We start from the raw sequence: 24,567 nt of genomic DNA on the forward strand, positions 1-24,567 counted from the left end.
TCGAGCCGGTCGGAGATACTCTGCGTTGCGTTCATCACCTCGGCGTGCGTGCGCTGGGCCGCCGGGAAGGGACCACGAAGGGAGGACCTCGCTCGATGAGCCGGTATCGACACTCGCTTCCGCAGCTTGGAGAACGGCTGTTCCTGACCGACGGAGGACTCGAGACGACCCTCGTCTTCCACGATGGGCTCGAACTTCCCGAGTTTGCAGCGTTCCCCCTGCTCCGGCGCGAGGACGGTGAGCAGATCCTCGTGCGGTACTTCCGGGGCTTCGCCGGGATCGCACGCCGCCACGGTGCCGGGTTGATTCTCGAAAGCGCGACCTGGCGCGCCAGCGCCGACTGGGGTGCGCGGCTTGGGTACACACCCGAGGCGCTGGTCCGTGCCAATCGCCGCGCCGTGGACCTGCTCATCCCGATCCGCGACGAGTTCGACGCGCCCGAGACTCCGGTCGTCATCAGCGGCTGCCTCGGACCTCGCGGCGACGGCTATGTGCCTTCCATGCAGATGAGCGCCGATGAGGCGGAGAGGTACCACCAGCCCCAGGCGCGCGCCCTGGTCGATGCCGGTGTCGACATGCTCTGCGCCATGACACTGAACACCATCGACGAGGCGATCGGGATCACCCGGACGGCGGTTCGACTGAGTGTTCCCGTCGCCATCAGCTTCACCGTTGAGGTCAACGCGCGGCTCGCCACCGGTGAAACCCTGCGTCACGCCATCGAGGCGGTGGACGACGCCACGGCGCAGGTGCCGGCGTACTACATGATCAACTGCGCCCATCCCTCCCACTTCCGACCGGCCCTCGAGGATGGAGGACCATGGACCTCCAGGATTCGCGGCATCCGCGCGAACGCCTCGCGCAAGAGCCATGCCGAGCTGAATGAATCCACGGAGCTTGACCCGGGCAAGCCCCTCGAACTGGCCGAGGATTACGCGTCGCTCATTGAGCGTTGGCCGCAAATCACCGTGCTCGGGGGCTGTTGCGGCACCGACGAACGCCATGTCGAGTGCATCGCCGATCGCTGTGCTCCCCTCTTTGCGGCACGACCGAACTCCTGAACACCGATCACGATCTTCGGCGCAGGGTCATCGCGTGGAAGGGCCTTCCTTCACGCTGGTACTTCCGCTCGAAGTTCGTGCCGACGACCTCGCCTTCCGCCGCTGATCGAGGCTGCGCGAACGGCACGCGCTCGAAGCGATCGTTCACCTGTTCGGCGCACTGCTCATACCAGGTCCAGAGCTCATCGTGATCGGTAACGAGGCGCACCTCGCCTTCCGGTCGCAGCACGCGATGGAAGTCACCGAGTGACCGAACTTGCACCACGCGTCGCTTGTGATGGCGCTTCTTCGGCCACGGATCGCTGAAGTAGAGGTGAATGACATCAACGCAATCGTCCCGCAGTCGATGATGAATGAACTCAATCGCATCGCCATAGAGCACGCGCACATTGGGAACCGCGTGGCGACGCATGCGATCGGCGGCATAGCGATAGAACTCGCCCGCGTACTCGATGCCGAGGAAGAGCGTGTCGGAGTGCTGCGGCGCCTCCTGAAGGAGGAAGGCCCCCTTTCCGACACCGATCTCGATCTCGAAACGACGAGCGCGACTCGAAGCCTCGGATCCGAAGAAGAACTCCGGCCCAAGCCGCCCCGCTTCAAGCGCTGGCAGATCCGCCGTGGTGAAGCCCCACCCACTGGTCACCAACTCACGACCTCGTCCGAGTCCGAATGACATGCTCTGCGCACCTGCTCAGGACGCGCTCGGTCTCAGGGACCATCCGCAGGGGCAGTGCCTTGCATGGCGGTCACGATCCACTCGACCATGTCCTTCAGCGCCTCGGGATCGAAGGTCACTTCGATGAATGCATACTCATCGGGCCCGCCGGTGATCGCGGGCTGGAAGAGATGGTTCAGATTCGGATAGCGCTTCGTCGCGATCGGCAACCCCGCATCGCGTCGGATGGCCTCGATGCGGAGAAGGTTCTGTTCGCTGTCAACCTGCGTGTCGAGGTCACCATTCATGGCGAGGATCGGCGCTCGCACGGCCCTGAGCGGTGGCTCGGGATCCTGGATGAGGAACGCGGAGAACCATGGGCCGAGGAGTTGTTCAACTGCTGCCATCACCTCCAGCGATTCGGCCGTCGGCGCCGATGGAGGATCGACACCCATCCTCGCCGCAGCTTCGGCCGCTTGAAGAGTGACGAGCGACGCGATCTCGACGGCCAGCGCCTCACGATCGGCTCCCGTGATGGCAGCCTCGATCACGCGGCGTTGCGCCGCAACCATCGGCTCGATCGTCTCTGTTGATGCACCGGACGCGAGAAGGAGTCGTCGCATCTGGACCGGCAGGAGATCCGCCCCACGCACGCCGGGCCCAGCGAGCAGCACCAGGAAGGCGACGGGATTCCCCTCCTCCTGATCGGCGAGCGCCGCGATTGGTCCGGTGAGTCCACCCTCGCTGTGCCCGATGTAGCCGCAGCGCTTCGGATCGACTTCGGGCTGCGCGCGCAGGAAGGCCATCATCGCCCGGCCATCGGCGGCGAAGTCCTTGGTCGTCGCGGTCGATCCATCTCCCGTGCTGCCACCAATGCCTCGATCATCGCAGCGCAGCACCGCAACGCCGGCGCGGGTGAGCGCATCGGCGATGACCCAGAATGGCCTGTGGCCAAAGATCGCTTCATCACGATCCTGCAGCCCGCTGCCCGTCAGCAGCACCGCGGCGGGCACTCGCGCGTCGCTGCTGGCGCCCCTTGGAATGGTAAGCGTGCCCGCCAGCACATGCCCCTCCAGTGTCGGGACCTGGACCTCTTTGGCCTCGTATTGAAACGGAGGTCGCGGCTCCTGCGGACGCGACGAGCCGCGAACCGCCGCCGTCGATCGCGTGAAGCGCACCGGCGCCTGCACCGGGCCCTGTGCGAAGGAACCCTCAAGGAGCGCCCCCTCATCGCGCCGCTCGAGCCTCATGGTCGCCGGCACGCCGACAGGGAGCGTGAAGACGAACGACTCCCCGTCGCGCGTGACAAGAAGCGGCAGGCCTGAAACGCCCTGCATGGGAATGTCGATGGCCCCGAGGGGACCGAATGGTGAGTCATCGACGAGCGTGAGGGCCATCGGCAGTTTCATGCCCATCGCTTCAAGCTCGCCGAGATAGCGCACTGCTCCGGCATGCTTCTCAGCTCGAGCCGTGCGAGTGAGCATGAGGGGCTCCTCCTGCGTCACGCCGGCCTGCACCAACTGAAACTGCCCGACGAGCTCCGTGCCCGCATCATTCGGAGCGCCGCGCAGCGTGAGCGTCGCGCCCATGAACTCAATGGACCCGGAAAAACGGCCCTCGTCATCGATGACCGCGTCATTGCACTTGCGATCGTTGACTGATCCGAGCGGAATCGAGAGGCGCATCTCCCACTCGCCGGATGCGCGAGAGAACTCGGCAAGGACCAGCACCGGCTGCGTCGGCCCGAGGTCGTTGCGCCAGAGGCCTTCAAGGAGCGCGGCTCGCTCCTTGCTCCGAGCGCCGTTGCTCGCGGACGGCGTAACGCTCGCAGAAGGCATGTCGCCTTGGGCTGGCAGCGCGGGCGAAGACTCCGCTGACGGCGTCTCCTGCACCTGCGCTCGCGCTGCGGTTGACAGAGTCAGGGCGAGGCCGAGCGCGGCCATGAGCCCGGTGAATCCGGTACGGACGCCGCATCGTCCGCCCACTCGCGATGGGAGCGCGTCTCGATCGCTCGCGACATCGAGCGCCCGAAGTGCCTCGTGGGCCTGCGTGAGCGCGTCGCCGTCGCGAGCGGCCCAAGTCGACGCAACCGCCCCGCAGGGTGACGGCAAGGTCTCGCGATCGTCAGTGCCACGGATCGACGCAACCTCCGAGTAGAACGACCGTGCGCGTCGATGGCATGCCGAGTTCGCGTCAATCGACGCGTTCCGGCCAGACCCGGACTCTTGAGATCCAACACCAGTCTGCGTGGCGGAATCGGTGCTCATGGCTCACTTGTACCGCGCCGGCGGTTCGGGGTCAGCCCGCGTCGTAGGTGATGAGGCGCTCGACGCGATTCTCCGGCGTGCAGAGCGCCACCTTGGGGCGATGGCGACCGAGGGCCTCCTCGTCGAGGATGCAGAAGCTCATGATGATGACGAGATGGCCGATCCCCGACAGCCGCGCCGCTGCCCCATTCACGCCGATCACACCACTCCCCCGCTCGCCCCTGAAGACATAGGTCTCAAAGCGCGAACCGCTCGTGACATCGCTGACCAGAACCTTCTCATTCACGCGCATGCCGACCGCATCGAGGAGATCGGCATCGATGGTGATCGAGCCCATGTAGTCGGGCTCACAGTAGGTCACCGTGGCTCGATGGATCTTGGCATGGAGAGCGTGTCGAAGCATGGACGATCGCAATGGCGCGGGTGAAGATGGCCCTGATCAGCGGCGCTCTCGAGTGCGCTGGCTCGCCGTCGCCGCTCCGTCCGCACTCTCGCGCCATCGAAGGCGCGGCGCGTCAGACCACATGCCGTCGACATCATAAAACGCGCGCTGCTCCGGTTCGAAGAGATGGACGACGACATCAACGAAGTCGATGACGATCCATGTATCACCGCCATCGCGCGACTGACGATAGGGAGGCGAGCCTCGCTCCTTCCCGAGGTCCTCGAGCCGCTGGGCGACGGAGCGCATCTGTCGCTCGCTCGAACCGGAAGCGATGACCATGAAGTCGCAGACCGGACTCAGGCCACGGAGATCGATGAGCGTCACCTCGGAGCACTTCAACTCCGAGACAAGGCGCGCCGCATCCAAGGCAAACTGCTCCGCCGTGCCATTCGCCCCCGGTGCAAGACGAACTGGTCGTCGAGAACTCACGCCTCTCGGCTTCGTCCAGCGGAGGGGCCACCGGCCGTTCGCGGCGCACCGGGCCGCATCGGGCGCGGTGCGGGACGACGCATTTCGCGCCGGCGTCGCTCCGAAGGCTTCTCGTAGTACTGGCGGCGCTTCACATCCTTGGTGAGGCCCTCCTTCTCGCAGAGCTTCTTGAATCGACGGAGCATCTGCTCGATGGTTTCACCAGTTCGTGACTTGATGCGAATCGCCATGCGCGGACTTCCTTCATTGCACTCGGGGCAGGACCCGCCCGGGTCCTCGACGATCCCCGTCGCAAGTCCCGCAGTAAACCGGATCGGACCGCCGGAGGCAAGCGGCGGCCCCCGTCTCGCTGCAGCAGCGGCGATGAAACGCGCGGAAATGCCGGTTTTCCCGGAGTTCCGCGAGAGCCGGGTGATCCGGCAGCGGGGCGCCCCAATCCCCTGCCAAAGCCGATCGGCGGCGTCGACACCCCCCGGGACCGCCAGGCCGCTGGCGCCGCGATCAGCATCCTCCCACCACTCCTCGATCCGATCGGCATGGCGGTGAGGACCGACCTAGGCTGTGCTCATGCCGCTTCTCGTGGATGTGGCCAATGTTCTCCATGTGACCGGGGTTCTGCCGCCGGAGATTGCCGGACCGGACGAGGTGGCCCTTGCCGAGCTCATTTCCCGCAGCCGTTGGGGCGACCACTGGGTTCGTCTGGTCTGCGATGGCGGAGCCCCCGGCGAGCGGCGCCCGTTTCCGAACCTCGACATCTCTCTCATTCACACCGGACGCCGCAGCGCCGACGAGGTCATCATCGAGATTGCATCGACCTCGAGCTTCGCCCGTCGCATCGATGTGATCTCGAACGATCGCCGGGTCCAGTCCGGCGTCCGGTCTTTCGGCTGCCGCATCATGCGTGGCGAGGAGTTCCTCGAGCGCCTCGCCAGCGATGTCTCGCGCCGGCGCGGACCTCAGCGAGGGCGCGACGGCAGCAGCGGTGTTGATCGCAGTGTGCCACTCGCGCCCGAGTCCGTCGACGCCTGGCTCGAAACCTTCGGTATGAATGACTCTCCACCGCGGAAGGAGCCCTGATTCATGACGATCACGCGCCCACATGCCGGCCCCCGTCCGAAGCTCACCTTCACACCCACGCCCTTCGACTTCGAGGAGCCGCCCGCCGATCCGATTCCGGCCTTTATGAAGTGGTTCGAAGATGCGCTCCAGCTTCCCGTGCCGAACCCGAACGCGATGTGTCTGGCGACGGTCGATTCGACCGGCACGCCCTCGGCGCGCATCGTGCTCCTGCGCGGCTTCGATGAGCGAGGCGCGGTCTTTTTCACCAATCGCCACAGCAAGAAGGGTGAGGCGATCGAGAGCAATCGTCGTGTCGCCCTGCTGTTCCACTGGGATCTGCTCGAACGACAGGTGCGCATCGAGGGACACGCCTCGCACACGAGCGACACGGAGAGCGATGAGTACTGGGAGAGCCGCCCGCGCGAGAGTCGGCTTGGGAGCTGGGCAAGTGAACAGAGTCGTCCGGTGGAGAACCGCGCTGAGCTCGCCCGACGAATCCGCGAAGCGGACGAGATCTTCCGGGACAAGCCAGTGCCGCGGCCGCCCCATTGGGGCGGCTACCGGGTCGCCATCGATGCGATTGAGTTCTGGCAGGGCGATCCCCACCGCGTGCATGACCGCGTGCGATATCAGTGCACGCCGGGCCTCGGAGGCTGGGTGGCGCGGCGCCTCTGCCCGTAACCGGTCGGCCATCGAAGGCGCGAGACCTTGGAGGGAGTGCCCCGCGGAGCCCGGGTGGGTGACGCGCTGCGGGGGTGCTACTCCACAGCGCCTGCCATGGCTGCGACGCGATTCTTCTTCCATGGCGGCTCCGGTCGCGCCGGCACCCAGCCGCCGCGGACGCGAACCGAGCCCCGCTTGCCGACCGCCTCGCGCAGCCGCCGAATGAGCGCGGCCTCCGGCACCACTCGAAGTGACGGCGACGAGAGCACGGCGACGCGGTCACCAAGGACCAACTGAATGAGCACCTCCACGGGCCGCCCGCGCGTCGCGGCAAAGGAGCCCGCAGCCATGCGAAGGTGTCCCGCGATCATCTCGAGCACCGGCTCGATCGGCTCATCAGCATCGCTTGCTGGCAGCGAAAGCACAATGTCGAGACCTGTCGAACAGTGCGCCGCGGTGTCTTCGATTGCCAGGATCCGCTCGACGCGGATTGCGGGCTCAGCGCGACGGCGATCGACGAAGCCCGCCACCACCACCAGCTTGTCGTTCACGAGCAGCGAGCCGTGCTTCGCGAAGACCTCGCTGAAACAGACGCCGTCGATCACGCCGGCGCGATCGGCAAGGGTGATCATCGCCATCTTCTTGCCCTGCTCGCCGCTGCCCGAGTCGCGCCCACCCTTGCTGAAGATGGGGCGCACGCTTGTCACCACCGCCGCCATGACGACCGGCGCATCCTCGGGTCGATCCTGAATCAAGGCCGTATCGGCGTTGCAGAAGACCTCCATGAGTCGGCGATGTTCATCGAGCGGGTGCCCGCTCACATGGAACCCGAGACTGTCGCGCTCCTTCTGCAGCGCCGTGATGCGATCCCATGGCTCCACCCGGCGCAGCGTGCCGACGAACGATGACGCCGTCTCGGGTGCGGAGAGTTCGAAGTCGCCGAGCAAACTCATCTGACCGCTGCGACGATCCTTGGCCAGCGCCTGGCCAGCCGCCATCGCGTCGGGAATGGTGGCCACCAGCGACGCGCGGGCCTCCACGCCATGCAAGCCGTCAAACGCGCCGGCAGCAACCAATCGTTCGACGGTGGCGCGATTGACACTTCGAAGATCGACGCGCCCGCAGAAGTCGAAGATGTCCTTGAACGGGCCCCTCGCATCCCGCTCGGCGATGATCGCGCGGATCGCACCTTCACCGGCGCCCTTGATCGCCTGGAGTCCGAAGCGGATGTGCCCATGCAGCGCGTCGCGTGCCTCGCCCGGCGTGAAGACGACGGCAAAGTCCGCCTTCGAGAGATTGACATCGGGGGGCTTGACATCGACGCCGATGTGCGGCCGATCCGGCGCATGATCCGCGAAGGGCACGCGGCGACACTCTTCAAGATAGACCGCCCACTCCTCGACCTTGCGCGCCTGACTCTCGAACGAGAGCACCGCGGCCATGTACTGTGCCGGGAAGTAGGTCTTCAGGTACGCCGTCTGGTAGGCGATGATGGCGTACCCGGTGGAGTGGCTCTTGTTGAAGCCGTACTCGGCGAACTTGAGGATCAGATCGAAGAGATCGCGTGCCATCGACACCGCCACGCCGCGCGTGCCGGCCCCATCCACGAACTCACTCCGCGCCTTCTCGATGGCCTCCTTCTTCTTCTTCGAGATCGCCTTGATGATCGTGTACGCGGCGCGGAGCGGAATGCCGCCGAGCTGGTGCAGCACCTGCATCACCTGCTCCTGATAGACCATGATGCCGTAGGTCTCTCGCGTGATCTCATCGACCACCGGGTGAATGCTCGGCACCGGTTCTCGGCCATGCTTGCGCGCGTTGTATTGGGGAATCAGCTCCATCGGCCCTGGCCGGAAGAGCGCGTTGGCGGCAATCAGGTCCTCCAGTCGATCGGGCTGCATGTCGACCAGCAGCTTGCGCATGCCGCCTGATTCAAACTGAAAGATCCCCTGCGTTTCGCCGCGACGGAAGAGGGCCAGCACCCGCTGGTCATCGCAGGTCAGTCGGTCGAGATCAAGCGGATGAGGTCGCTTGGTCAGCTCCCGCCCCTCGGTCACCGCCAGTTCAAGTCCCGGGCCCGCCTCCTCCGCCTCGCTCGTGCGCTCCGCCTTGAGATCGCGCCCCACGGCGCGCCAGATCGCCGCCTCGTCGAGCGCTTCGACCACAAGCGCCTTCGCCCGCTCGATGGTGCTGAGCGTGCGAAGTCCGAGGAAGTCCATCTTCAGAAGGCCCGCCGCCTCGCAGGTCGGGCCATCCCACTGGGTCACGACTTCGTCGCCTCCACCCGGCGGTCGCCCGAGAGGAACGATGTCATCGAGAGGCCGCGTGGCAATGACCACGCCCGCCGCATGGGTGCTGCTTGAGCGCACATGGTCTTCGAGCGCGCGTGCCGAATCGATCACACGACGGATGCGCTCATCGGACTTGTAGAGCGATGCGAGTTCAGGCTCCTTCGAGAGCGCCTGCTCGATGGTGATCTTGAGTTCCGCGGGAACGAGGTTCGAGAGACGCTGGCCCTCACTCGGTGAGAGGCCCATGACCCTCGCCACATCCTTGATGGCCGCGCGCGCCTTCAGCCGCCCGAAGGTGCCGATCTGCGCGACATGCCCGTACTTCTGACGAACATAGTCGAGCACCCGCGCTCGACCATCCTGACAGAGATCGATGTCGATATCGGGGTACTCCGCGCGGTCGGGGTCGGTGAAGCGCTCGAAGAGGAGGCCGAAGCGCTCAGGACAGGCGTTCGAAAGACCGAGCACGAAACCGACCATCGTGCCGACACCAGAGCCGCGCGCCGTTGCCGGAATGCCATGCTGCCGCGCCCAGTTCACGAAGTCCCAGACGATGAGGAAGTACGCGCTGATGCCTTTGCCCGAAAGGACCGCGAGCTCGCGCTCCGCACGCGCGCGGATCGCCTCGCTCACACCGTCGACCCCGTAACGCCAGATGAGCCCCGCCTCGCACAGCAGTCGAAGGGCTTCATCACAGCCGCGACGGAGTTCCTCGGGACTCTCCGAGTCGCGCGTCGCGTCGAAGGGATGAAGCTCGACGGTCCGGCACACCCGCTTGAACCACGCGGTCAGGTCGCCTCCGTCGTAAGGATCGAGCCTCTTCGGACGAACCACCCGGACCACGGGCGCGTGGTTGGCCTTGCTCGGCAGCTCCACATTGCAGCGCTCGGCGATCGCCACGGTGTTCGCCACCGCCTCGGGCACCTCGGGGAACAGCGCGACCATCTCCTCCGGACTCTTGACATAGAGCTCGGGGCTGTAGCGGATGCGATCCACCTGGTCCTTCTGCTTCTGAAGAGAAATGCAGAAGAGCGTGTCGTGCGTGTCGTGATCCTCGCGTCGCAGAAAGTGCGCGTCGTTGTCACACACCAGCGGCAGGTCGAGCTCCCTCGCCAGCTTGATGAGCAGCGGGTTGATCGACTCCTGCTCCTCGATGTGGCGTTGAAGTTCGACGAAGAAGCATGGTTCGCCGCGTTCGTTCGGCGCGAAGGTCTTCGCGTGCCATCGCGCCTCCTCGAGCGCCGACTCCCAGTGGCGCTGGTCGCCACCCTGGACAAACGCCAGCAGGTGGTGGGCAATGGAACTCCCGAGGTGACCATTGATGGCGATGAGTCCGGCGCTCCGCTCGGCGAGCGTCGACTTGTCCATCCTCGGCTTGTAATAGAAGCCGTTCAGGAAGGCGTCGCTTGAGAGCTTCAGCAGGTTGCGCCACCCCTCCATCGTCTCGGCGAGCAGCACGAGGTGGAAGCCTCCGTCGACGGAGCCGGTGTGCGTCCGATCGCGTCGATCGCCGAGCGCGACATAGGCCTCGATGCCAAGGATCGGCTTGACGCCTGCCGCCCGAGCGACTTCATGGAACTCCCAGGCGCCGTGCAGGTTCCCGTGATCGGTGACCGCCACGGCGTCCATGCCCAGTTCCTTCACCCGCTCTACCAGCGGCTTGAAGCGATTGCCCCCGTCAAGCAGGCTGTACTCGCTGTGGAGATGAAGGTGAACGAAGCGCGCTGGCGCCGTGCCCTTTCCGTTCTTCGTGCCATCCATGGCCATCACCTCCTGGGGATCACGCGTGCCGACTGAGCATGAGACACGGTAGCGGGCTCGACCGCCACCCCGCGCCATCTTGTCCACAAGCCCTTCGAGCTTCCTGCGGCGCGCCACTCCGCCCCAAGTCCAGAGGGCGAAGGATGTTCGACCTTGGGAGCCCCGCCCTGCCCGCCCCATACACTTCAACCGATGGGCTTCAGCCGCGAAATCTGGGTCCAACTTGGCTCAAGCGCCGCTGAAGGGCGCCGCGCCTGGCAGCAGTCGGGCCGCCGCGGCGGACTTGAACGGGCCCTCTGGATTGCCGCGACGGTGCTGCTGGCCATCCCCATCTTCGCCCTGCTGGTGGTGGCGCTCCTCGGCGCCACGGCGCTCACCTTCGCAGCGCTCTGCGTGGCCTGGATCTGGGGGTTGCTCGCCCGGATCGGCCTCGTGCGCTCCCGTCAGGAAAACACGGTCATTCGCGTGTCTCCACATCGATCAGATCCATGATCGCGCTGCGCATGGCGCGGGCGACCGGTCCGCATCGACCCGATCCGATCGACTGCCCTTCGACCGAGGAGACGGGAAGAACCCCCCATGTCGAGTTCGTCAGGAAGATCTCATCGGCCGCGAGAATCTCCGCCAGGGTCAGGTGACGCTCGTCGACCGCAATCCCCTCGATCGACGCGACCTCCAGCACGGCGGCCCGGGTGATGCCGGGAAGCACGGGGTGTCCCTCGGTCTCGCTCCGCACCGGCGGCGTCACGATCACCCCATCGATCACTGCGAACGCGTTGCCGATCGAGGCGCCCACGAGTCTCCCGCCGGTCGTGAACCAGAGCGCTTCATCCATGCCCGCCTCTCCCGCGGCGTGGAGCACGGAGAGCCTCAGCCAGTAGTTGACCGTCTTGTGGCCACCCATCGGATCAGTGGGGTTGAGCCGAGGCTCCGCCACCTGCACGCGCACGCCCTGCTCGTACGCCTCCGGTTTGAAGACCACTGCGGGTTGCGCCACGATCATGGTGGTGAAGTGGGCCGGCGGTCGCCGCTCTCGCGCGAGCAGGTTCAACGATCCACCGGTGAGTGTCAGTCGCACTCGAGCTTGGCGCAGGCCGCTCCGCTCGACCGTGGCTACGGTCGCGGCGCGCAGGCGCTCCATTGGAATCGACTTCGTCAGCCCGAGGATCGACGCGCTTTCCGCGAGGCGCCGCAAGTGCGCGTCGACGCGGAAGACCCTGCCGTTCTTCGCGAGCATCGTCTCGAAGAGGCCGATGCCATGCTGAAGGCCTGCATCGAAGACCGGCACTCGGGCCTCGGTTGCGGAGACGAACGCGCCATTGAGCCAGACTTCAGGTCGCATGAGACCGCGGCATGGTTTAGTGGTCGAAGCTCGGCGCACCGGTCGTGCCCGGAGCGAGAAGCGCTTCGCGCAGAATCCAGGTCACGCGCGTTCGAACCTCTGGATCGGGCACTTCCGCGCGCGCGACCCAGCTTCGATCCTGCGCCTTCACGCTGACCGTTCGCCACGCTGTTTCGGGAGGAAGCACCGGCTCGATGGTGATCGAGATCACGCGCGGGGAGGGATGAACCGCATCCGGATCGGGCCAGCCAAGAAACCACGCGCGACCAGTGGCAGCGCTCGACGCGGGGATCATCCGCTGTTCATCGTTCTCGACCACCATTTCGAAGCCTGCGTCGGTCATGGCGGTCATCGCGCGCTCCCACGCCCAGTCATAGGGCGCTTCCACCCGAAAGCTATCGGTGCACCCCGACGCGACAACGACGCCAAGGAGACACCCCCCGATCGCCACGATCCTCAAAGGGCGACCTCGTGCCGTGCATGGACCGTGCGCGGAGCGCGAGGCCACTGGATCGGAATCGCTGTGCATGGACGCATCATCACCGCGGGGGCCGTTCGCCGCAATGGCGCGTACCATCTCCGAATGCCCCTCGCCGGTGTCACCGGGATTCGACTCGCCCACGGCACGCATGTCGTGCTCGATGGAGTGCACTTCGCCATCGAGCCGGGCGAGCGCGTTGGCCTTGTCGGTCGGAACGGCCAGGGCAAGAGCACGCTCCTGCGCATCATGGCGGGTGACCTCGAGCCCGATCGCGGGAGCGTGCACCTGGAGCGAGGCCGACGACTCGGCTACCTGCGACAGCATCCGCAGATCGATCCCGAGCAGAGCGTGCTCGAGGCTGCGGAAGGCGCGTTTGCGGCGCTCGAGTCGATCGAGCGTGATCTCGAAGCGCTCTATGACGAGATGGCGACAGCCGAAGGCGACGCACTCGACGCCCTGTTGCGCCGACAGGCGGACCTCGAACATCGGCGCGACGCGGCCGGAGGATTCGCCGTTGCCCATCGGGTCGAAGCCGCACTGCATGGCGTCGGCTTCACCGACGAACAGTTCCCGCAGCGCGTCGGCACCCTTTCGGGTGGCCAGCGCGGGCGACTGGCGCTCGCTCGACTGTTGCTTGAGTCGCCCGATCTCCTGCTCCTTGACGAGCCGACCAATCACCTCGACATCGAGGGGCGGCGCTGGCTTGAAACCTTCCTCGCCGATGAGTTCATGGGTGCCGTCGTGCTCGTGAGCCACGACCGCTGGCTGCTCGATCGCGTCGTCCACCGGATCGAAGAAGTCGAAGGCGGCGCCCTCCACGACTATCCCGGCAACTACGAGCAGTACCGTGCCCTTCGCGCCGAGCGTCAGCTCGCGCAAGCGCGCGCACATCGCAAGCAGCTCGATCACATTCGTCGCGAAGAGGCCTTCATCCGCCGCTACAAGGCGGGACAGCGCGCGAAGCAGGCCCGCGGAAGGCAGACGCGCCTCGAGCGCTTCAGAAGCGACGAGATGGTCGATCGTCCGAGCGAACTCGATGTCTTCGAGGTGCGCTTGCCTCCGGCACCGCGCGTTGGCGATCGGGTGCTTGCGGCGACAGCACTGCGTAAGGCGTATGGAGATCGTGTCCTCTTCCGCGACCTCGACCTCGTGATCACACCCGGTGAGCGGCTGGGCATCGTGGGCCCGAATGGCGCCGGCAAGACGACGCTCGTGCGCTGCCTGCTCGGTGAAGAGGCGATCGATGCCGGCGACCTGCGCACCTCGCCGCAGCTTCGAGTGGGGTGGTTCCGACAGACGCAGGAGCACCTCGACCTCACCCTCTCCGTCTGGGAGTACCTCCAATCGGTCATCGTGGCGGAAGATGGCGGTGCACGAGCCAGCGAGCAGCAGGCGCGCGACCTCGCCGGAGCCTTTCTCTTCTCCGGTGCCGATCAGGAGAAGATCCTCCGCACGCTTTCCGGCGGTGAACGAAGCCGCGCCGTGATCGCGGGTCTCGTCGCAAGCTCGAAGAACCTGCTGGTGCTCGACGAGCCGACGAACCACCTCGACATCCCGGCCACCGAGCGGCTGGAAGCGGCCCTCGCCACGGACCCTGCTGATGGCGGCTTCAGCGGCACGATCCTCTTGGTCAGCCATGACCGCGCCCTGTTGGCGAATGTCTGCGACCGGCTCCTTGTCCTCGACGGGCGCGGCGGATGGACGCTCGTATCGAGTGATGTGCCCGAGTGGCTCGACCAGGCTGATCACGCCGCGGCGACGCCCTCCGCATCACCATCGGCGACACCGCCGCGGCGAGCCAGCGCCTCCTCATCGCCCCGCGCGGCGAGCAAGGACGGGGCTGCCGCGCCCCCGCGTGCGACTCCGGCGCACACCAAGGAGCAGGCCAAAGTGCAAACCAAAGCGCAGAGCAACGCATCGACCAAGGCGCCGAACGCCAAGCCTTCGAGTGACCCACCCCGAGATCGCACGAGTCAGCGGCTCGCTCGGTTGTCGCAATCTGTCCTTGAGGCCCGCATCGAGGAGATCGAGTCGAGGCTGCGGGAGATCGAGGCCGAGATGGGCGACCCGGACTTCTGGAAGAACGCCGCGCGACACCAGAAGATCTCCGCCGAAAGGGAACAACTCGTCGACGAGTTGAAGCCGCTCGAGGCTGAATGGAATCGCCGCGCGGCGAACCCGGGCTGACGGGACTCGCCCGCAGTCAACAGCGCTACTTTCAAGGGAACCGGGACTGCACTCAGGTCCGCAGCACGACTTCACCAGCCGAGTCGACGATCTCCCAGCGACTGAAGGCGAGCTGCATGCCATCCACGCCATCAACGCGGAGCAGCGCAACAGGCCCGCTCGGCACGATCGTGCCCACATTGACGGCGCGTCCATCGTCGGAGACCAGGCGCACCGTGTATCGAGCCTCTTCTCGAAGGCCGAAGACCACGACGAGCGACTGATTGCTGCGACTGTTCACATAGACCGTGGCGGCGCCACTGAAGCCACGCTGCGTGGCGGCCAGCCCTCGCACCATGGTCGCGGCGTCGACGAAGTCCCTGTAGCCTGGTCCGAGCTCTCGGATGAGCGCGTCGCGGGCGTTCGCATCCAGGGCGAGTTGGCCGATCCGAACTGCGTAGTAGTTCGACGCCAGGTTGTAGTAGAGGCTGACCAGAAGGAGAGCCCCGACAACGATGCTTGCGGCGCGCCAGATGACGGCGGCACGGCTCCACCGACTGACATCGGAGCGCGTCGACTCGCACTCGGCGCGGAGCCGGACGATTTCAATGGCCTGATCAGGATCCGGAGAGGCTCCGCCACGACGGGGACCAATGCTCGCGATAGGCGCCAAGGCCGCCTGCTCGGCCGTCATCGCATCGCGCACTCGGGTGATCGCGGTGCCACGGAGGTTGACGGCAGGCTCTTCCTCCTCGTGACGAGCAAGTTCGGCAACCACCGACGCCTGCACCGCCCGGACCTCATTCTGAAGCGCGGTCGAGGCCGCGTGGAAGAGGCGATTCATCCGGTCGCAGTCGACCTCATCGAGAACACCTATCGCTTCAAGCCACGCAAGGTCAAGAAGTTCTTCTCGTGACACGGACTCCGACGAACTCATGGCCTTCGACTCCGATGTCGCCGAAGAGGCGACCCTCTCTGCCACTCGCAAGCTGGCCCCGCCCGGACGATCGGGATCACTTCACGGGAAGCGACCCTCGACAGATGCCGACTCAACGCGTCGGCGGCCACTGCGCCTGAAAATGGCGTCGTCCTATTCGCTCGGTCACGCCAAAGGTTCCCATGCAGAGTCACGATCACACGGACAAGCCCGCGCCACCGGAGCCAGCGGGTCCAAAAGGCGTTCGCCGCCTCTTCCTGACCGAATTGAACTGAATCACAGCGCATTCTCGGACCCCATTCGATCCCGCAGGCGCTGGAGCCCGCGACTCAGAGCCGACTTGACAGTTCCGAGTGGCGCATTGAGCTGCTGGCTCACTTCGCGAAGGGTGAAGCCTTGGAGATACGCCCGCTCGATCACTTCTCGTTGAAGCTCGGGCAGCTCGCGAAGCTTCTCCCGCAACTTTGGGGAACCTTCGGACGCTTCCTGCTGTCGGTGAGCCTCCGGATCCGCCTCCCCGGCTGATGTCTGAGAATCCAATCCGAGCCGCTCGGGCCTCGATCCCTTGCGACGGAGGCGATCGATGAGATGCCGCCTGGCGATCAGCATGACCCAGGTGACAAGCCTCGCCCGTCGTGGATCGAATCGGTCGGCAGTCTGCCAGAGCCGAACAAAAACATCCTGAACCGCATCCTCCGCTTCCGCACGAGAATTGAGGACCTGGCGAGCCGCCTTGTAAACAAGTGAGCCGAAGCGGTCGTACAGGTTGACAACAGCCTGCTCGTCGCCAGCCGCGACGCGCCTCATCAGCATCCAGTCATCGTGTTCAAGTGGATCCAAGACGCCGACACTCCCACCACTCGGTGATTGCCGGTCCAGCCGAGAGGGCCTTGACCGAAGAAAGTCTACCCGTTCCCGAACGAAACTCATGGGAAAGGTCCATACTTTGCTACCCTTCTCTTGATTTGTGTGGCATGTTTTCGGACAGGCTACGATACCTGTGGGAGGTGTCGTGCGGGTGGAGGTACTCGCGGGTCGTTTGACCCGAATTGAAATGCCGATGGCTCGTCATCGAGACATGCTCGCCTCGCGGCGGTTCCGTGCGAATGCAGGACCGCGCGGTTTCACTCTGCTTGAACTCCTGATCACGCTGAGCGTTGTGGCGATCCTCATCGCTCTTCTGACGCCGGCGCTCGGTGCCGCGCGTGAGACGGCCCAGCGACTCGCGTGCGCGAGCAACCTGTACGGAATCGGTACAGGGCTCGGCCTCTACGCCAAGGACTACCGCGACCGGCTGCCGCCCAGTTACTTCGGCAGCGCGACGGTGAACCGCCCCCAGGAAATGATGGCGGCCACGATCGGCTTCACCGAGCAGGTGGCCAACAAGTGGGAAGGTCTCGGCTGGCTCTCATCGCGGGCCGGTGGATATGTCGACTGCGACCGCTGTTTCTTCTGCGCAAGCCATCGGGGCAATCACGACCGCGAGAACTACCCCAAGGGCTTCACCGTCGGAACCGATCGCAGCTACATGAACTATCACTACGGCGGACACATCGATCCGGCGACGCGCCGCGTCCGCATGATCGATTCCCCGTGGTCGACCATCTTCGTGACTGATGGGCTTCGAACGAAGTCCGACTTCAATCATGTCACTGGCGCCAATCGCCTGCATGGCGATCTCTCAGTCTCATGGTGGCGCGATCAGAATGAGTGGATCGGAAGCGTGCTCCCCCACTCCGAGATTCCGGCCAATCAGCAGCAGACGCTGTATCTCCAGATCTGGCAGGCCCTCGTCCAGGAGTGACGCCGCGCTGCCAGAAAGGCAGGCGGCCGGGGCTCTCGAGCGATCAAGCGCCTTGATCGATGCCCCGGGGTCGCCGTCGACCGCCATCGTGCCGCAGCAAGGGCTCGTCAGGCTGGCACCGCCGTTGCACTCCTGACGGCCATGTCCAGCAAGATCATCGGCATTGACCTCGGGACCACCAACTCCGTCGTGGCGATCATGGAGGGCGGTCAGCCCAAGGTGCTCATCAACTCCTCCGGCAGCCGAACCACCCCAAGCGTGGTCGGATTCACTGACAAGGGCGAGCGCCTCGTCGGCCAGCCGGCGCGGCACCAGCAGGTGACCAACCCGAAGAACACCGTCTTCTCCATCAAGCGCTTCATGGGTCGTCGTCACGACGAGGTCCAGAGCGAGGAGAAGCTGGTGCCCTATGAGGTCGTCGGTGGAGAGAACGAACTCGTCAAGGTGAACATCCGCGGGAAGCTCTACACCCCGCCGGAGATCAGCGCGATGATCCTCCAGGACCTGAAGAAGACCGCCGAGGACTACCTTGGCGAGAAGGTCGAGCGCGCGGTCATCACCGTGCCCGCCTACTTCAACGACAGTCAGCGCCAGGCCACCAAGGACGCGGGTGAAATCGCCGGCCTGAAGGTCGAGCGCATCATCAACGAGCCGACGGCCGCGGCGCTCGCCTACGGCCTCGAGAAGAAGAAGAACGCGCGCATCGTCGTCTTCGATCTCGGTGGCGGTACCTTCGATGTTTCGATCCTCGATGTCGGCGATGGAGTCTTCGAGGTGCTCTCGACCAATGGCGACGGCCACCTTGGCGGCGACGACTTCGACCAGCGGCTGATCGATCACCTCGCGGAAGAGTTCCGCAAGAAGGAAGGCATCGATGTCCGTAAGGATGCGATGGCGCTCCAGCGCCTGAAGGAAGCTGCGGAGAAGGCGAAGATCGAGCTCTCGACCCAGCTCGAGACGACTGTGAATCTCCCCTTCATCACCGCCGATCAGAGCGGCCCCAAGCACCTCCAGGTCACGGTGACCCGGGCGGCATTCGAGCAGATGTGCGCCGATCTCTTCAAGCGTCTCCAGGGCCCCTGCCAGCAGGCGCTCAAGGACGCCAAGCTCACGCCCAAGGACATCCAGGAAGTCGTCATGGTGGGCGGCTCGATCCGCATTCCGCGCGTGCAGGAGATCGCCAAGGAGATCTTCCAGACGAAGGAACTCGACAAGAGCATCAACCCCGACGAAGTCGTGGCGATCGGCGCCGCCATTCAGGGCGCCGTCCTCACGGGCGATGTGAAGGATGTGCTGCTGCTCGATGTGACACCGCTCTCGCTGGGCGTCGAGACGCAGGGTGGTGTGATGACGCGGCTGATCGAGCGGAACACCACCATTCCCGCCAGCAAGAAGGAGACCTTCTCGACGGCGAGCGACAACCAGACCTCGGTCACCATTCATGTGCTCCAGGGCGAACGCGAGTTCGCCTCCGACAACCGCACCCTCGGCAAGTTCGATCTCTCGGGCATTGCCGCGGCGCCTCGCGGTATTCCGCAGATCGAAGTGGAGTTCGCGATCGACGCCAACGGCATTCTCAATGTCACGGCGACCGACAAGGCCACCGGCAAGAAGCAGGAGATCAAGATCACCGGCTCGAGCGGCCTCTCCAAGGACGAGGTCGAGCGCATGCGCACGGAAGCTGAGGCCAATGCGGCGCAGGACAAGGCGCGGCGCGAGCTGGTCGATCTGAAGAACCAGGCGGAGTCGGTCGCGTACCAGACTCGCAAGACGCTCGACGAGCTCGGTGCCAAGGTGCCGGCCGAGATTCGGGGCCGCATCGAGAGCGCCGTGTCGAACCTCGAGTCGGCTCTGAAGGGCGACGACAAGGCATCCATCAATGCCGCGCTCAAGACACTGACCGACGCCGCGAGCGAACTGGGGCGAGTGGCCAATGAAGCGGGTGCTGCGGCAGGCCCCGGTCAGGAGTCATCGTCGCAGGCTGACAGCGGCCCATCACGAGGTCGCAAGGACGATGTGATCGACGCCGAGTTCGAGGTCAAGGACAGCCGCTGAGCCCGAGCGTCACTTCTTCGAGCGATCGCCCTCGGCGAGGAAGAGCGCGGCGAACAGGGCGGGTCCGCGCGCTTCGGTGCTCGCCCTGAGCGTCTGCCATCGTTCGAGCGAGAGACCGCTCGTACGAGCCCATGCGCGACCATCGCGCTCCTCGAAGCCGAGGTGTCTGTGTCCCATCGTGCGGGCGTACTCCTCGCGATCATGACGCACCATGTCAACGACCAGAAGTCGGCCGCCGGCGCGCAGCGTTCGCCCACACTCGCGCAGCACATCGGCAGGAGCGTCCACATGGTGCAGGACGAGCATGAGGACAGCCGCGTCGATCTGGCCGTCGCCGATCGGCAGTGACTGGAGATCGGCGCGGCGGAAGTCGACATTGCGAGCGCCGGACAGTCGCCGGCGAGCCGCGTCGAGCATGGCCGGCTCCCGATCAACCGCGATCACGCGCTTGACGAGCGGCGCGATTTGCTCCGCCACATCACCCGTGCCGCACCCGAGGTCGGCAACGACCCAGCGCGGATCAAGCAGCGACAGCAGCGCCTGAGAGGGAAACTGCGTCCCGAAGAGCTCGCGGCGCAGCACATCCCAGTCGCCGCCGAGGCGTCCGAAGAAGTCGCGTGAATCGATGCGCCGCTCCGCGAGCACGCCCGCGAGGCGCGCCTCATCGGCCGCCATGTGTGCCGCGGAAACCTGATCTCGCGCAATCTCCCAGACTCGCCTCGCCGTCTCATCAAGCTGCGCCGGGTCCACGCGATAGAGCCCCGCCGTGCCCTGGTGTCGCCGGTGCGTCCATCCTGCATCCAGCAGCACCTTCAGATGACGGCTCACGGTGCTCTGCGGAAGCTGGAGCACGCGAGCCAGCTCCCCCACGCCGAGTTCCTCGCGCTCGAGCAGCCGGATGATCCGAAGGCGCACCACATCACCCACGAGCGAGGTGAGCGCACTCCATTGACCAGGATCGGTGCGAGGTCGGCGCGCCATTACTGGCCCGGCGGCAGCGCCGTTCTTCGATCGAGCGGCATGCCCGCTTCTTCGAGCGCCCGGCGCACACGCGGATCTTCGGGATTGACGCCGAACGCCTGCCGAAGGCGCCGCAACGAGGCCTCACTGCTGCCGTACTTCTCCTCAAGCTGGCTCGCCACCCAGTAGCACTCCGTACCACGACGGATGTCGAATCCGTCATCGATCTCAATGGCCGCATTGATCGACTGGAGTGCAGTGTCGGGATCACCCAGTTCATCCGCCGCAACCGCGAGCTTGATCCACGCCTCGCTTGATCGAAGCTGTGTTCCCGCGTTGCGCAGCAGCTCGTAGAGCCTGGCGTTCTGACCCAGCGCGCCGTAGCACTCCGCCAGCGTGAAGATGATCGTCAGGTTCGTCGGCACACGCGCATTGGCCCGCTCAAGCGAGCGGCGAGCCTCGTCGAGATTGCCGAGTCCGAGTTGTGCGCGACCGTACTCGTACTCCACCTGCCAGACACCGGGCGTCGCCTCGATGATCGGCTGAAGAAGATCCGCAGCCTCCTGGTAGCGGGCGTAATCGTTCAGAAAGCTGGCCCGCGCGGCGCTGCTCTCGGCCGGTGGCACCGACTGGCACGCCATGACAGCGGCCGCGATGAGGGCCAGAGCGAGACCGGAGCGCCATCGAACAATCAATTGAACACGAAACATGCTGGTCTCCTGATGAAGAGGTCGCGATGATACCCATATGAGCGAGCCCTCTCGACCTTCGGCGCTCCTCCGGCACGATGTCCCCGGCATCGGAAGCCACTTCGATCTGCTGCTGGGACTGGAGGCGCACCCGGCGCCCGGCGATCCTTGCGCCATGGCGTGGCGCTCGACGGTCAATCTCCACGATCTCGCTCCGGGCGAATGCGTCGAACTCACGCCGATCCTCCGCCACCGGGGGCTCTACCTTGAACTCACGGAACCGATCGAACTCAGCGAAGGACGCGGCACCGTGCATCCCATCGCCCACGGGCGATGGCACGCCGGCGCCGAGCGTGACGCCCACCTTCTCTGGCGCCCCCACGCACCACCGATGATCGTTCACTTCGAGAGGGACGGCGAGGTTCTCGACGCCCGGCAGCCCGAGCGCCTCGAACCGGCGACGCGTCTCCGCCGCGTGGAGTGATGCGTTCGCCCCGAGCGATCAAGCGTCCGAAGAGAAGCGCCCCTCCCCAAGTCGTTGAGAATCACTCATCGACGGTCCATTGCTCGATCTCGCCGCCGTCACTTGGCACCGCTGCGCCGCTCCCATGCAGAAGCGCCGCGATCGAAAGGACCAGCCAGACCACCACGGCACAGGGGATCTTTGCGATGGTGCCGAGCACCTTGCCGATGGCCGCACCCGTCGCAGGCTTGGCCGTGTCGCGCAAGCGCATGCCTTCACGGGTGAGCTCCCCGAGGACCGCGCCCGCGACCGCGCCGAGCGCGGCACCCACGAGTGAGCCGACCACCAGAATGGGGATCAGAATGGTGCCGGCGATCGCGCCGACGATGCCTCCGATGGTCGCGCCGATCGCGCCCCGCACACTTGCTCCGCCTCGCCGCGCACCCTCGGCGGCGGCCAAGGTCTCAATCACCTCGCCCAGGAGCGCCACCACGGCGCCGGCCCCGATCGCCCACCACCCGAAGAAGGCGGCGCCGTCGCCGACTCGCGGAGCCAACAGAAGATCGATCAGCGCCGCGACGGCCAACATGATCCATGCGCCGGGAAGACCAACGATGACCAGCAGAACGCAGACGGCTCCGATGAGCGAGAATCCAAGGCCCACGACGACGCTCCAGAGGGTCATTTCGGGAGACTACTTGGGAATCGCCTCACGGCATTCCGTAGATCACGACTCGGCCGCTCGCAAGATTCCGAGGCCTATCCGCAGTCGAAGCATTGATCCTCCTATGCTGCGCTCGTCCCAATGGCGACTCACTCGCATGTCGAGAAGGCATTCCCGGAGTCCCGTTACGGCGGCTACACGCGACACGATGGCACGATCGCGTTCATGAACCGGGTTCACGCGCTCCTCCGGCCGGGCCAGGTCGTTGTGGATGCCGGGTGCGGCCGCGGCAGAATCTCCTCCGATCCCTGTGCGTGGCGAGAGCGATTGCGAGATCTGCGCGGCGAGAATCGTCGAGTCATCGGCATCGACATCGATCCCGCCTCGGCGACGAACCCCTGCATCACGGAGTTCAGGCTGATCGTCGATCCTGCTCGCTGGCCTGTCGACGATAGGTCGGCGGACCTGGTGCTGAGTGACTTTGTCCTCGAGCATGTGGAAGAGCCGCTCATCTATCTCTCCGAGGCCGCCCGGGTGCTGCGGCCGGGAGGAATCTTTGCCGCGCGAACTCCGAACCGATGGGGCTATCCCGCCATCGCGTCACAATTGACCCCCCATCGGCACAAGGCCCGATTGCTTGCGAAGGTCCAGGCCAACCGCGACGCCGCCGATGTCTTTCCCACCTGGTACCGGTGCAATCGCAGGCGAACGCTGGCAGCGGCGCTTCGAAGGGCCGGCCTCGATCCGGTGGTCTGGACCCACGAGTCGGAGCCCTCCTATCTCGCCTTCAGCCCCACGCTCTTTCGAATCGCATCGCTCTTTCACCGGGTCATGCCCCCGCCACTGCGGAGCACGCTCTTCGCCTTCGCTCGTCGACCGATGACCGCCGCCGACCCGCCCCCCCTGTCATCGTCCGTACTTTCGACCAAGGAGCGCCCCTCCTCCTGACGGCGCGATCGCGGCGTCGCGTCCTCAGCCGCTTCGGAACTCAACGCAACTGGAGGTCCATCGCCGGATCCCGGGTTCCAAATGAACACCCCCGCCGCCTCGCCCGGTTCGTCACTCCGCCAGCGATGCGCCCTGAATCTCGGACCACTTCTTCCGGGCACATCTCACGACCCAACCTCATGATCCGCGCCGGAATGCGAGACCGATGCCAGTCTCAACTTCGAGCAACCCCGCGCTGGCATTCTGCCGACCCCATCCCTAGCATTCGAGGTTCCGCGACTCGGGTGGGCGGTCAGGGAGCATCATGTCGCGTCAATCACTGCAGTCGGAACTTCAACTCTATCTGCGTGAGATCCACGATGTTCCCCTCCTCACGGCCGAGGAGGAGAAGGATCTCGGTTGGCGCATCATCAATGACAACGACCTCGAAGCGAAGGAGCGGATGATCAAGGCGAACCTTCGCCTCGTCATTTCGATCTCCAAGACCTACGCCAATCGCGGGCTCCCGCTGGCGGATCTCATCGAGGAAGGCAACATTGGCCTCATTCGGGCGGTCGAGGGCTTTGACCCGGCCCAAGGCGCCCGCTTCAGCACCTATGCGAGCTGGTGGATCAAGCAGGCGATCAAGCGCACGCTCATCAACGCCGTGCAGCCGATCCACATTCCCGCCTACATGGTCGAACTGATCGCGCGCTGGAAGGAATCGACTCGCAAGCTGGAAGAGGAACTTGGGCGTCCACCTTCGCTCAATGAGCTGTCGAAGGTGATGAAGGTCCCGGTCAAGAAACTCCAGATCATCCGCCGCGCAGTGAAGGCCTACCACGCGCCGAGCCAGGTTCCTTCGAACGAGGATGGCGAGGCGGTGGATCTCTCCGACCTCTTCGAGGACACTCGTCACGGTCCTCCCGACTCCTGTGTCGCCCAGAGCGAGGAGTTCCAGGTGGTGTTGCGACTGCTCGAGAGCATCGACGAGCGCGATGCCCGCGTCCTGCGGCTGCGCTTCGGCCTCGAGGGCAAGGAGCCGCTGACCTTGAAGCAGATCGGTGAAGAGGTCGGCCTCACGCGCGAGCGCGTGCGACAGATCGAGGTCGAGGCGCTGCGCAAGCTCCAGCAGCAATTGAACGACGATCGCCCGATGCGCTTCCTGCAGGACCCCACCACGCGGAAGGGCGCGTCGGCGAAGACTCGTCGCGGTCAATGACGACAACCTGGGAAAGCGGCCGATAGGCCATCGATCGCGGCCGTTGCGCCATGGCGCGGGGCGAGTTCATCGTCGACTCAAGGCCTGCGCCGTCCTCGACCGGCTCGTGCATCGCGCTCCTGTGTCGAAGTTCGCATGCCGCACGGCGTGAGACCCACGGTGCTCGCGCGCTCATGGGGCCGCTCATCCTCGCCCGGGTCCTGCTGGCTCACTCTCGGCGAGGCAG

At 65.4% G+C, this 24,567-nt stretch carries 23 protein-coding genes; 10 read left to right on the forward strand and 13 right to left on the reverse strand.

The annotated features are described in order from the left end of the window. Positions 1–95: 95 nt before the first annotated feature. Entirely contained in the window at positions 96–1,061 is a 966-nt protein-coding gene (locus KF724_11060; protein ID MBX3356220.1) for a homocysteine S-methyltransferase family protein, read from the forward strand. Positions 1,062–1,068: 7 nt separating this feature from the next. On the opposite strand, the gene trmB is transcribed toward KF724_11060, so the two are convergent. From trmB to rpsU, 5 genes are all read right to left on the reverse strand, one after another. Beyond that, positions 1,069–1,737: a tRNA (guanosine(46)-N7)-methyltransferase TrmB gene (gene trmB, locus KF724_11065; GenBank protein MBX3356221.1), complete on the reverse strand. Its 669-nt coding sequence runs from the start codon at positions 1,735–1,737 to the stop codon at positions 1,069–1,071. Positions 1,738–1,769: 32 nt separating this feature from the next. Continuing rightward, entirely contained in the window at positions 1,770–3,827 is a 2,058-nt protein-coding gene (locus KF724_11070) for an alpha/beta hydrolase (GenBank protein ID MBX3356222.1), read from the reverse strand. Between the two features lie 187 nt (positions 3,828–4,014). After that, positions 4,015–4,386: an aspartate 1-decarboxylase gene (locus KF724_11075; GenBank protein ID MBX3356223.1), complete on the reverse strand. Its 372-nt coding sequence runs from the start codon at positions 4,384–4,386 to the stop codon at positions 4,015–4,017. 36 nt (positions 4,387–4,422) lie between these two features. After that, positions 4,423–4,857, reverse strand: coding sequence for a ribosome silencing factor (gene rsfS / locus KF724_11080; protein MBX3356224.1), 435 nt, complete (start codon positions 4,855–4,857; stop codon positions 4,423–4,425). Next, entirely contained in the window at positions 4,854–5,087 is a 234-nt protein-coding gene (rpsU, locus tag KF724_11085; protein MBX3356225.1) for a 30S ribosomal protein S21, read from the reverse strand. Before rpsU ends, rsfS begins: the two co-directional genes overlap by 4 nt. 337 nt (positions 5,088–5,424) lie before the next feature. On the opposite strand from rpsU, the gene KF724_11090 reads away from it, so the two are divergent. Beyond that, the gene (locus KF724_11090; GenBank protein MBX3356226.1) at positions 5,425–5,934 is read left to right on the forward strand and encodes an NYN domain-containing protein; all 510 of its coding nucleotides are present in this window, start codon (positions 5,425–5,427) and stop codon (positions 5,932–5,934) included. A gap of 3 nt (positions 5,935–5,937) precedes the next feature. Further along, positions 5,938–6,597, forward strand: coding sequence for a pyridoxamine 5'-phosphate oxidase (gene pdxH / locus KF724_11095; protein MBX3356227.1), 660 nt, complete (start codon positions 5,938–5,940; stop codon positions 6,595–6,597). Positions 6,598–6,674: 77 nt separating this feature from the next. Here the strand turns inward: pdxH and dnaE are convergent, their stop codons facing one another. Continuing rightward, a complete protein-coding gene (dnaE, locus tag KF724_11100) occupies positions 6,675–10,631 on the reverse strand; it encodes a DNA polymerase III subunit alpha (GenBank protein MBX3356228.1) in 3,957 nt (1,318 codons plus the stop codon). A 192-nt stretch (positions 10,632–10,823) separates the two neighbouring features. On the opposite strand from dnaE, the gene KF724_11105 reads away from it, so the two are divergent. Next, on the forward strand, positions 10,824–11,123 hold the full coding sequence (locus KF724_11105; GenBank protein MBX3356229.1) for a hypothetical protein: 300 nt from the start codon (positions 10,824–10,826) through the stop codon (positions 11,121–11,123). On the opposite strand, the gene KF724_11110 is transcribed toward KF724_11105, so the two are convergent. Next, positions 11,089–11,973, reverse strand: a complete 885-nt coding sequence (locus KF724_11110; GenBank protein MBX3356230.1) for an aminotransferase class IV family protein — start codon at positions 11,971–11,973, stop codon at positions 11,089–11,091. The genes KF724_11105 and KF724_11110 overlap by 35 nt on opposite strands. 16 nt (positions 11,974–11,989) lie before the next feature. Next, positions 11,990–12,502, reverse strand: a complete 513-nt coding sequence (locus tag KF724_11115; GenBank protein ID MBX3356231.1) for a hypothetical protein — start codon at positions 12,500–12,502, stop codon at positions 11,990–11,992. Between the two features lie 54 nt (positions 12,503–12,556). Here KF724_11115 and KF724_11120 point away from each other — a divergent pair, with 54 nt between their 5' ends. Next, a complete protein-coding gene (locus KF724_11120; GenBank protein ID MBX3356232.1) occupies positions 12,557–14,641 on the forward strand; it encodes an ABC-F family ATP-binding cassette domain-containing protein in 2,085 nt (694 codons plus the stop codon). 52 nt (positions 14,642–14,693) lie between these two features. Here KF724_11120 and KF724_11125 read toward each other — a convergent pair whose 3' ends face one another. Continuing rightward, positions 14,694–15,557 carry a hypothetical protein gene (locus tag KF724_11125; protein MBX3356233.1) on the reverse strand — a complete coding sequence of 288 codons (864 nt, stop codon included), beginning with the start codon at positions 15,555–15,557 and terminating at the stop codon, positions 14,694–14,696. 276 nt (positions 15,558–15,833) lie between these two features. Next, positions 15,834–16,397: a sigma-70 family RNA polymerase sigma factor gene (locus KF724_11130; protein ID MBX3356234.1), complete on the reverse strand. Its 564-nt coding sequence runs from the start codon at positions 16,395–16,397 to the stop codon at positions 15,834–15,836. Positions 16,398–16,617: 220 nt separating this feature from the next. Between KF724_11130 and KF724_11135 the strand changes: the two genes are divergently transcribed. Together KF724_11135 and dnaK are read left to right on the forward strand one after the other, a co-directional pair. Then, positions 16,618–17,361, forward strand: a complete 744-nt coding sequence (locus KF724_11135) for a type II secretion system protein (GenBank protein MBX3356235.1) — start codon at positions 16,618–16,620, stop codon at positions 17,359–17,361. 141 nt (positions 17,362–17,502) lie between these two features. Continuing rightward, entirely contained in the window at positions 17,503–19,416 is a 1,914-nt protein-coding gene (dnaK, locus tag KF724_11140; GenBank protein MBX3356236.1) for a molecular chaperone DnaK, read from the forward strand. A gap of 9 nt (positions 19,417–19,425) precedes the next feature. On the opposite strand, the gene KF724_11145 is transcribed toward dnaK, so the two are convergent. Continuing rightward, complete coding sequence (locus KF724_11145) at positions 19,426–20,397, reverse strand: ArsR family transcriptional regulator (GenBank protein ID MBX3356237.1); 972 nt, start codon at positions 20,395–20,397, stop codon at positions 19,426–19,428. Then, positions 20,397–21,086 (reverse strand): tetratricopeptide repeat protein, encoded by a 690-nt coding sequence (locus tag KF724_11150; GenBank protein MBX3356238.1) that lies wholly within the window; start codon positions 21,084–21,086, stop codon positions 20,397–20,399. The genes KF724_11145 and KF724_11150 overlap by 1 nt, the downstream gene beginning before the upstream one ends. Positions 21,087–21,123: 37 nt before the next feature. On the opposite strand from KF724_11150, the gene KF724_11155 reads away from it, so the two are divergent. Further along, the gene (locus KF724_11155) at positions 21,124–21,549 is read left to right on the forward strand and encodes a hypothetical protein (GenBank protein MBX3356239.1); all 426 of its coding nucleotides are present in this window, start codon (positions 21,124–21,126) and stop codon (positions 21,547–21,549) included. Between the two features lie 61 nt (positions 21,550–21,610). Here KF724_11155 and KF724_11160 read toward each other — a convergent pair whose 3' ends face one another. Next, a complete protein-coding gene (locus KF724_11160) occupies positions 21,611–22,213 on the reverse strand; it encodes a DUF456 domain-containing protein (protein MBX3356240.1) in 603 nt (200 codons plus the stop codon). A 120-nt stretch (positions 22,214–22,333) separates the two neighbouring features. Between KF724_11160 and KF724_11165 the strand changes: the two genes are divergently transcribed. Both KF724_11165 and KF724_11170 read left to right on the forward strand, forming a co-directional pair. Next, positions 22,334–23,140 (forward strand): methyltransferase domain-containing protein, encoded by an 807-nt coding sequence (locus KF724_11165; protein ID MBX3356241.1) that lies wholly within the window; start codon positions 22,334–22,336, stop codon positions 23,138–23,140. A gap of 304 nt (positions 23,141–23,444) precedes the next feature. Then, positions 23,445–24,341 (forward strand): sigma-70 family RNA polymerase sigma factor, encoded by an 897-nt coding sequence (locus KF724_11170; GenBank protein MBX3356242.1) that lies wholly within the window; start codon positions 23,445–23,447, stop codon positions 24,339–24,341. Positions 24,342–24,567 lie beyond the last annotated feature (226 nt).

This window comes from Phycisphaeraceae bacterium, from assembly GCA_019636735.1.
Lineage (GTDB): Bacteria > Planctomycetota > Phycisphaerae > Phycisphaerales > SM1A02 > VGXK01.

Coding starts and splice junctions, on each gene's coding strand:
- KF724_11060 (MBX3356220.1), top strand. CDS start 96: ATGAGCCGGTATCGACACTCGCTTCCGCAGCTTGGAGAACGGCTGTTC.
- KF724_11135 (MBX3356235.1), top strand. CDS start 16,618: ATGGCTCGTCATCGAGACATGCTCGCCTCGCGGCGGTTCCGTGCGAAT.
- KF724_11115 (MBX3356231.1), bottom strand. CDS start 12,502: ATGCACAGCGATTCCGATCCAGTGGCCTCGCGCTCCGCGCACGGTCCA.
- KF724_11075 (MBX3356223.1), bottom strand. CDS start 4,386: ATGCTTCGACACGCTCTCCATGCCAAGATCCATCGAGCCACGGTGACC.
- KF724_11110 (MBX3356230.1), bottom strand. CDS start 11,973: ATGCGACCTGAAGTCTGGCTCAATGGCGCGTTCGTCTCCGCAACCGAG.
- KF724_11145 (MBX3356237.1), bottom strand. CDS start 20,397: ATGGCGCGCCGACCTCGCACCGATCCTGGTCAATGGAGTGCGCTCACC.
- KF724_11150 (MBX3356238.1), bottom strand. CDS start 21,086: ATGTTTCGTGTTCAATTGATTGTTCGATGGCGCTCCGGTCTCGCTCTG.
- KF724_11155 (MBX3356239.1), top strand. CDS start 21,124: ATGAGCGAGCCCTCTCGACCTTCGGCGCTCCTCCGGCACGATGTCCCC.
- dnaE (MBX3356228.1), bottom strand. CDS start 10,631: ATGGATGGCACGAAGAACGGAAAGGGCACGGCGCCAGCGCGCTTCGTT.
- KF724_11160 (MBX3356240.1), bottom strand. CDS start 22,213: ATGACCCTCTGGAGCGTCGTCGTGGGCCTTGGATTCTCGCTCATCGGA.
- KF724_11125 (MBX3356233.1), bottom strand. CDS start 15,557: ATGAGTTCGTCGGAGTCCGTGTCACGAGAAGAACTTCTTGACCTTGCG.
- KF724_11170 (MBX3356242.1), top strand. CDS start 23,445: ATGTCGCGTCAATCACTGCAGTCGGAACTTCAACTCTATCTGCGTGAG.
- KF724_11120 (MBX3356232.1), top strand. CDS start 12,557: ATGCCCCTCGCCGGTGTCACCGGGATTCGACTCGCCCACGGCACGCAT.
- pdxH (MBX3356227.1), top strand. CDS start 5,938: ATGACGATCACGCGCCCACATGCCGGCCCCCGTCCGAAGCTCACCTTC.
- dnaK (MBX3356236.1), top strand. CDS start 17,503: ATGTCCAGCAAGATCATCGGCATTGACCTCGGGACCACCAACTCCGTC.
- KF724_11165 (MBX3356241.1), top strand. CDS start 22,334: ATGGCGACTCACTCGCATGTCGAGAAGGCATTCCCGGAGTCCCGTTAC.
- KF724_11090 (MBX3356226.1), top strand. CDS start 5,425: ATGCCGCTTCTCGTGGATGTGGCCAATGTTCTCCATGTGACCGGGGTT.
- rpsU (MBX3356225.1), bottom strand. CDS start 5,087: ATGGCGATTCGCATCAAGTCACGAACTGGTGAAACCATCGAGCAGATG.
- KF724_11105 (MBX3356229.1), top strand. CDS start 10,824: ATGGGCTTCAGCCGCGAAATCTGGGTCCAACTTGGCTCAAGCGCCGCT.
- trmB (MBX3356221.1), bottom strand. CDS start 1,737: ATGTCATTCGGACTCGGACGAGGTCGTGAGTTGGTGACCAGTGGGTGG.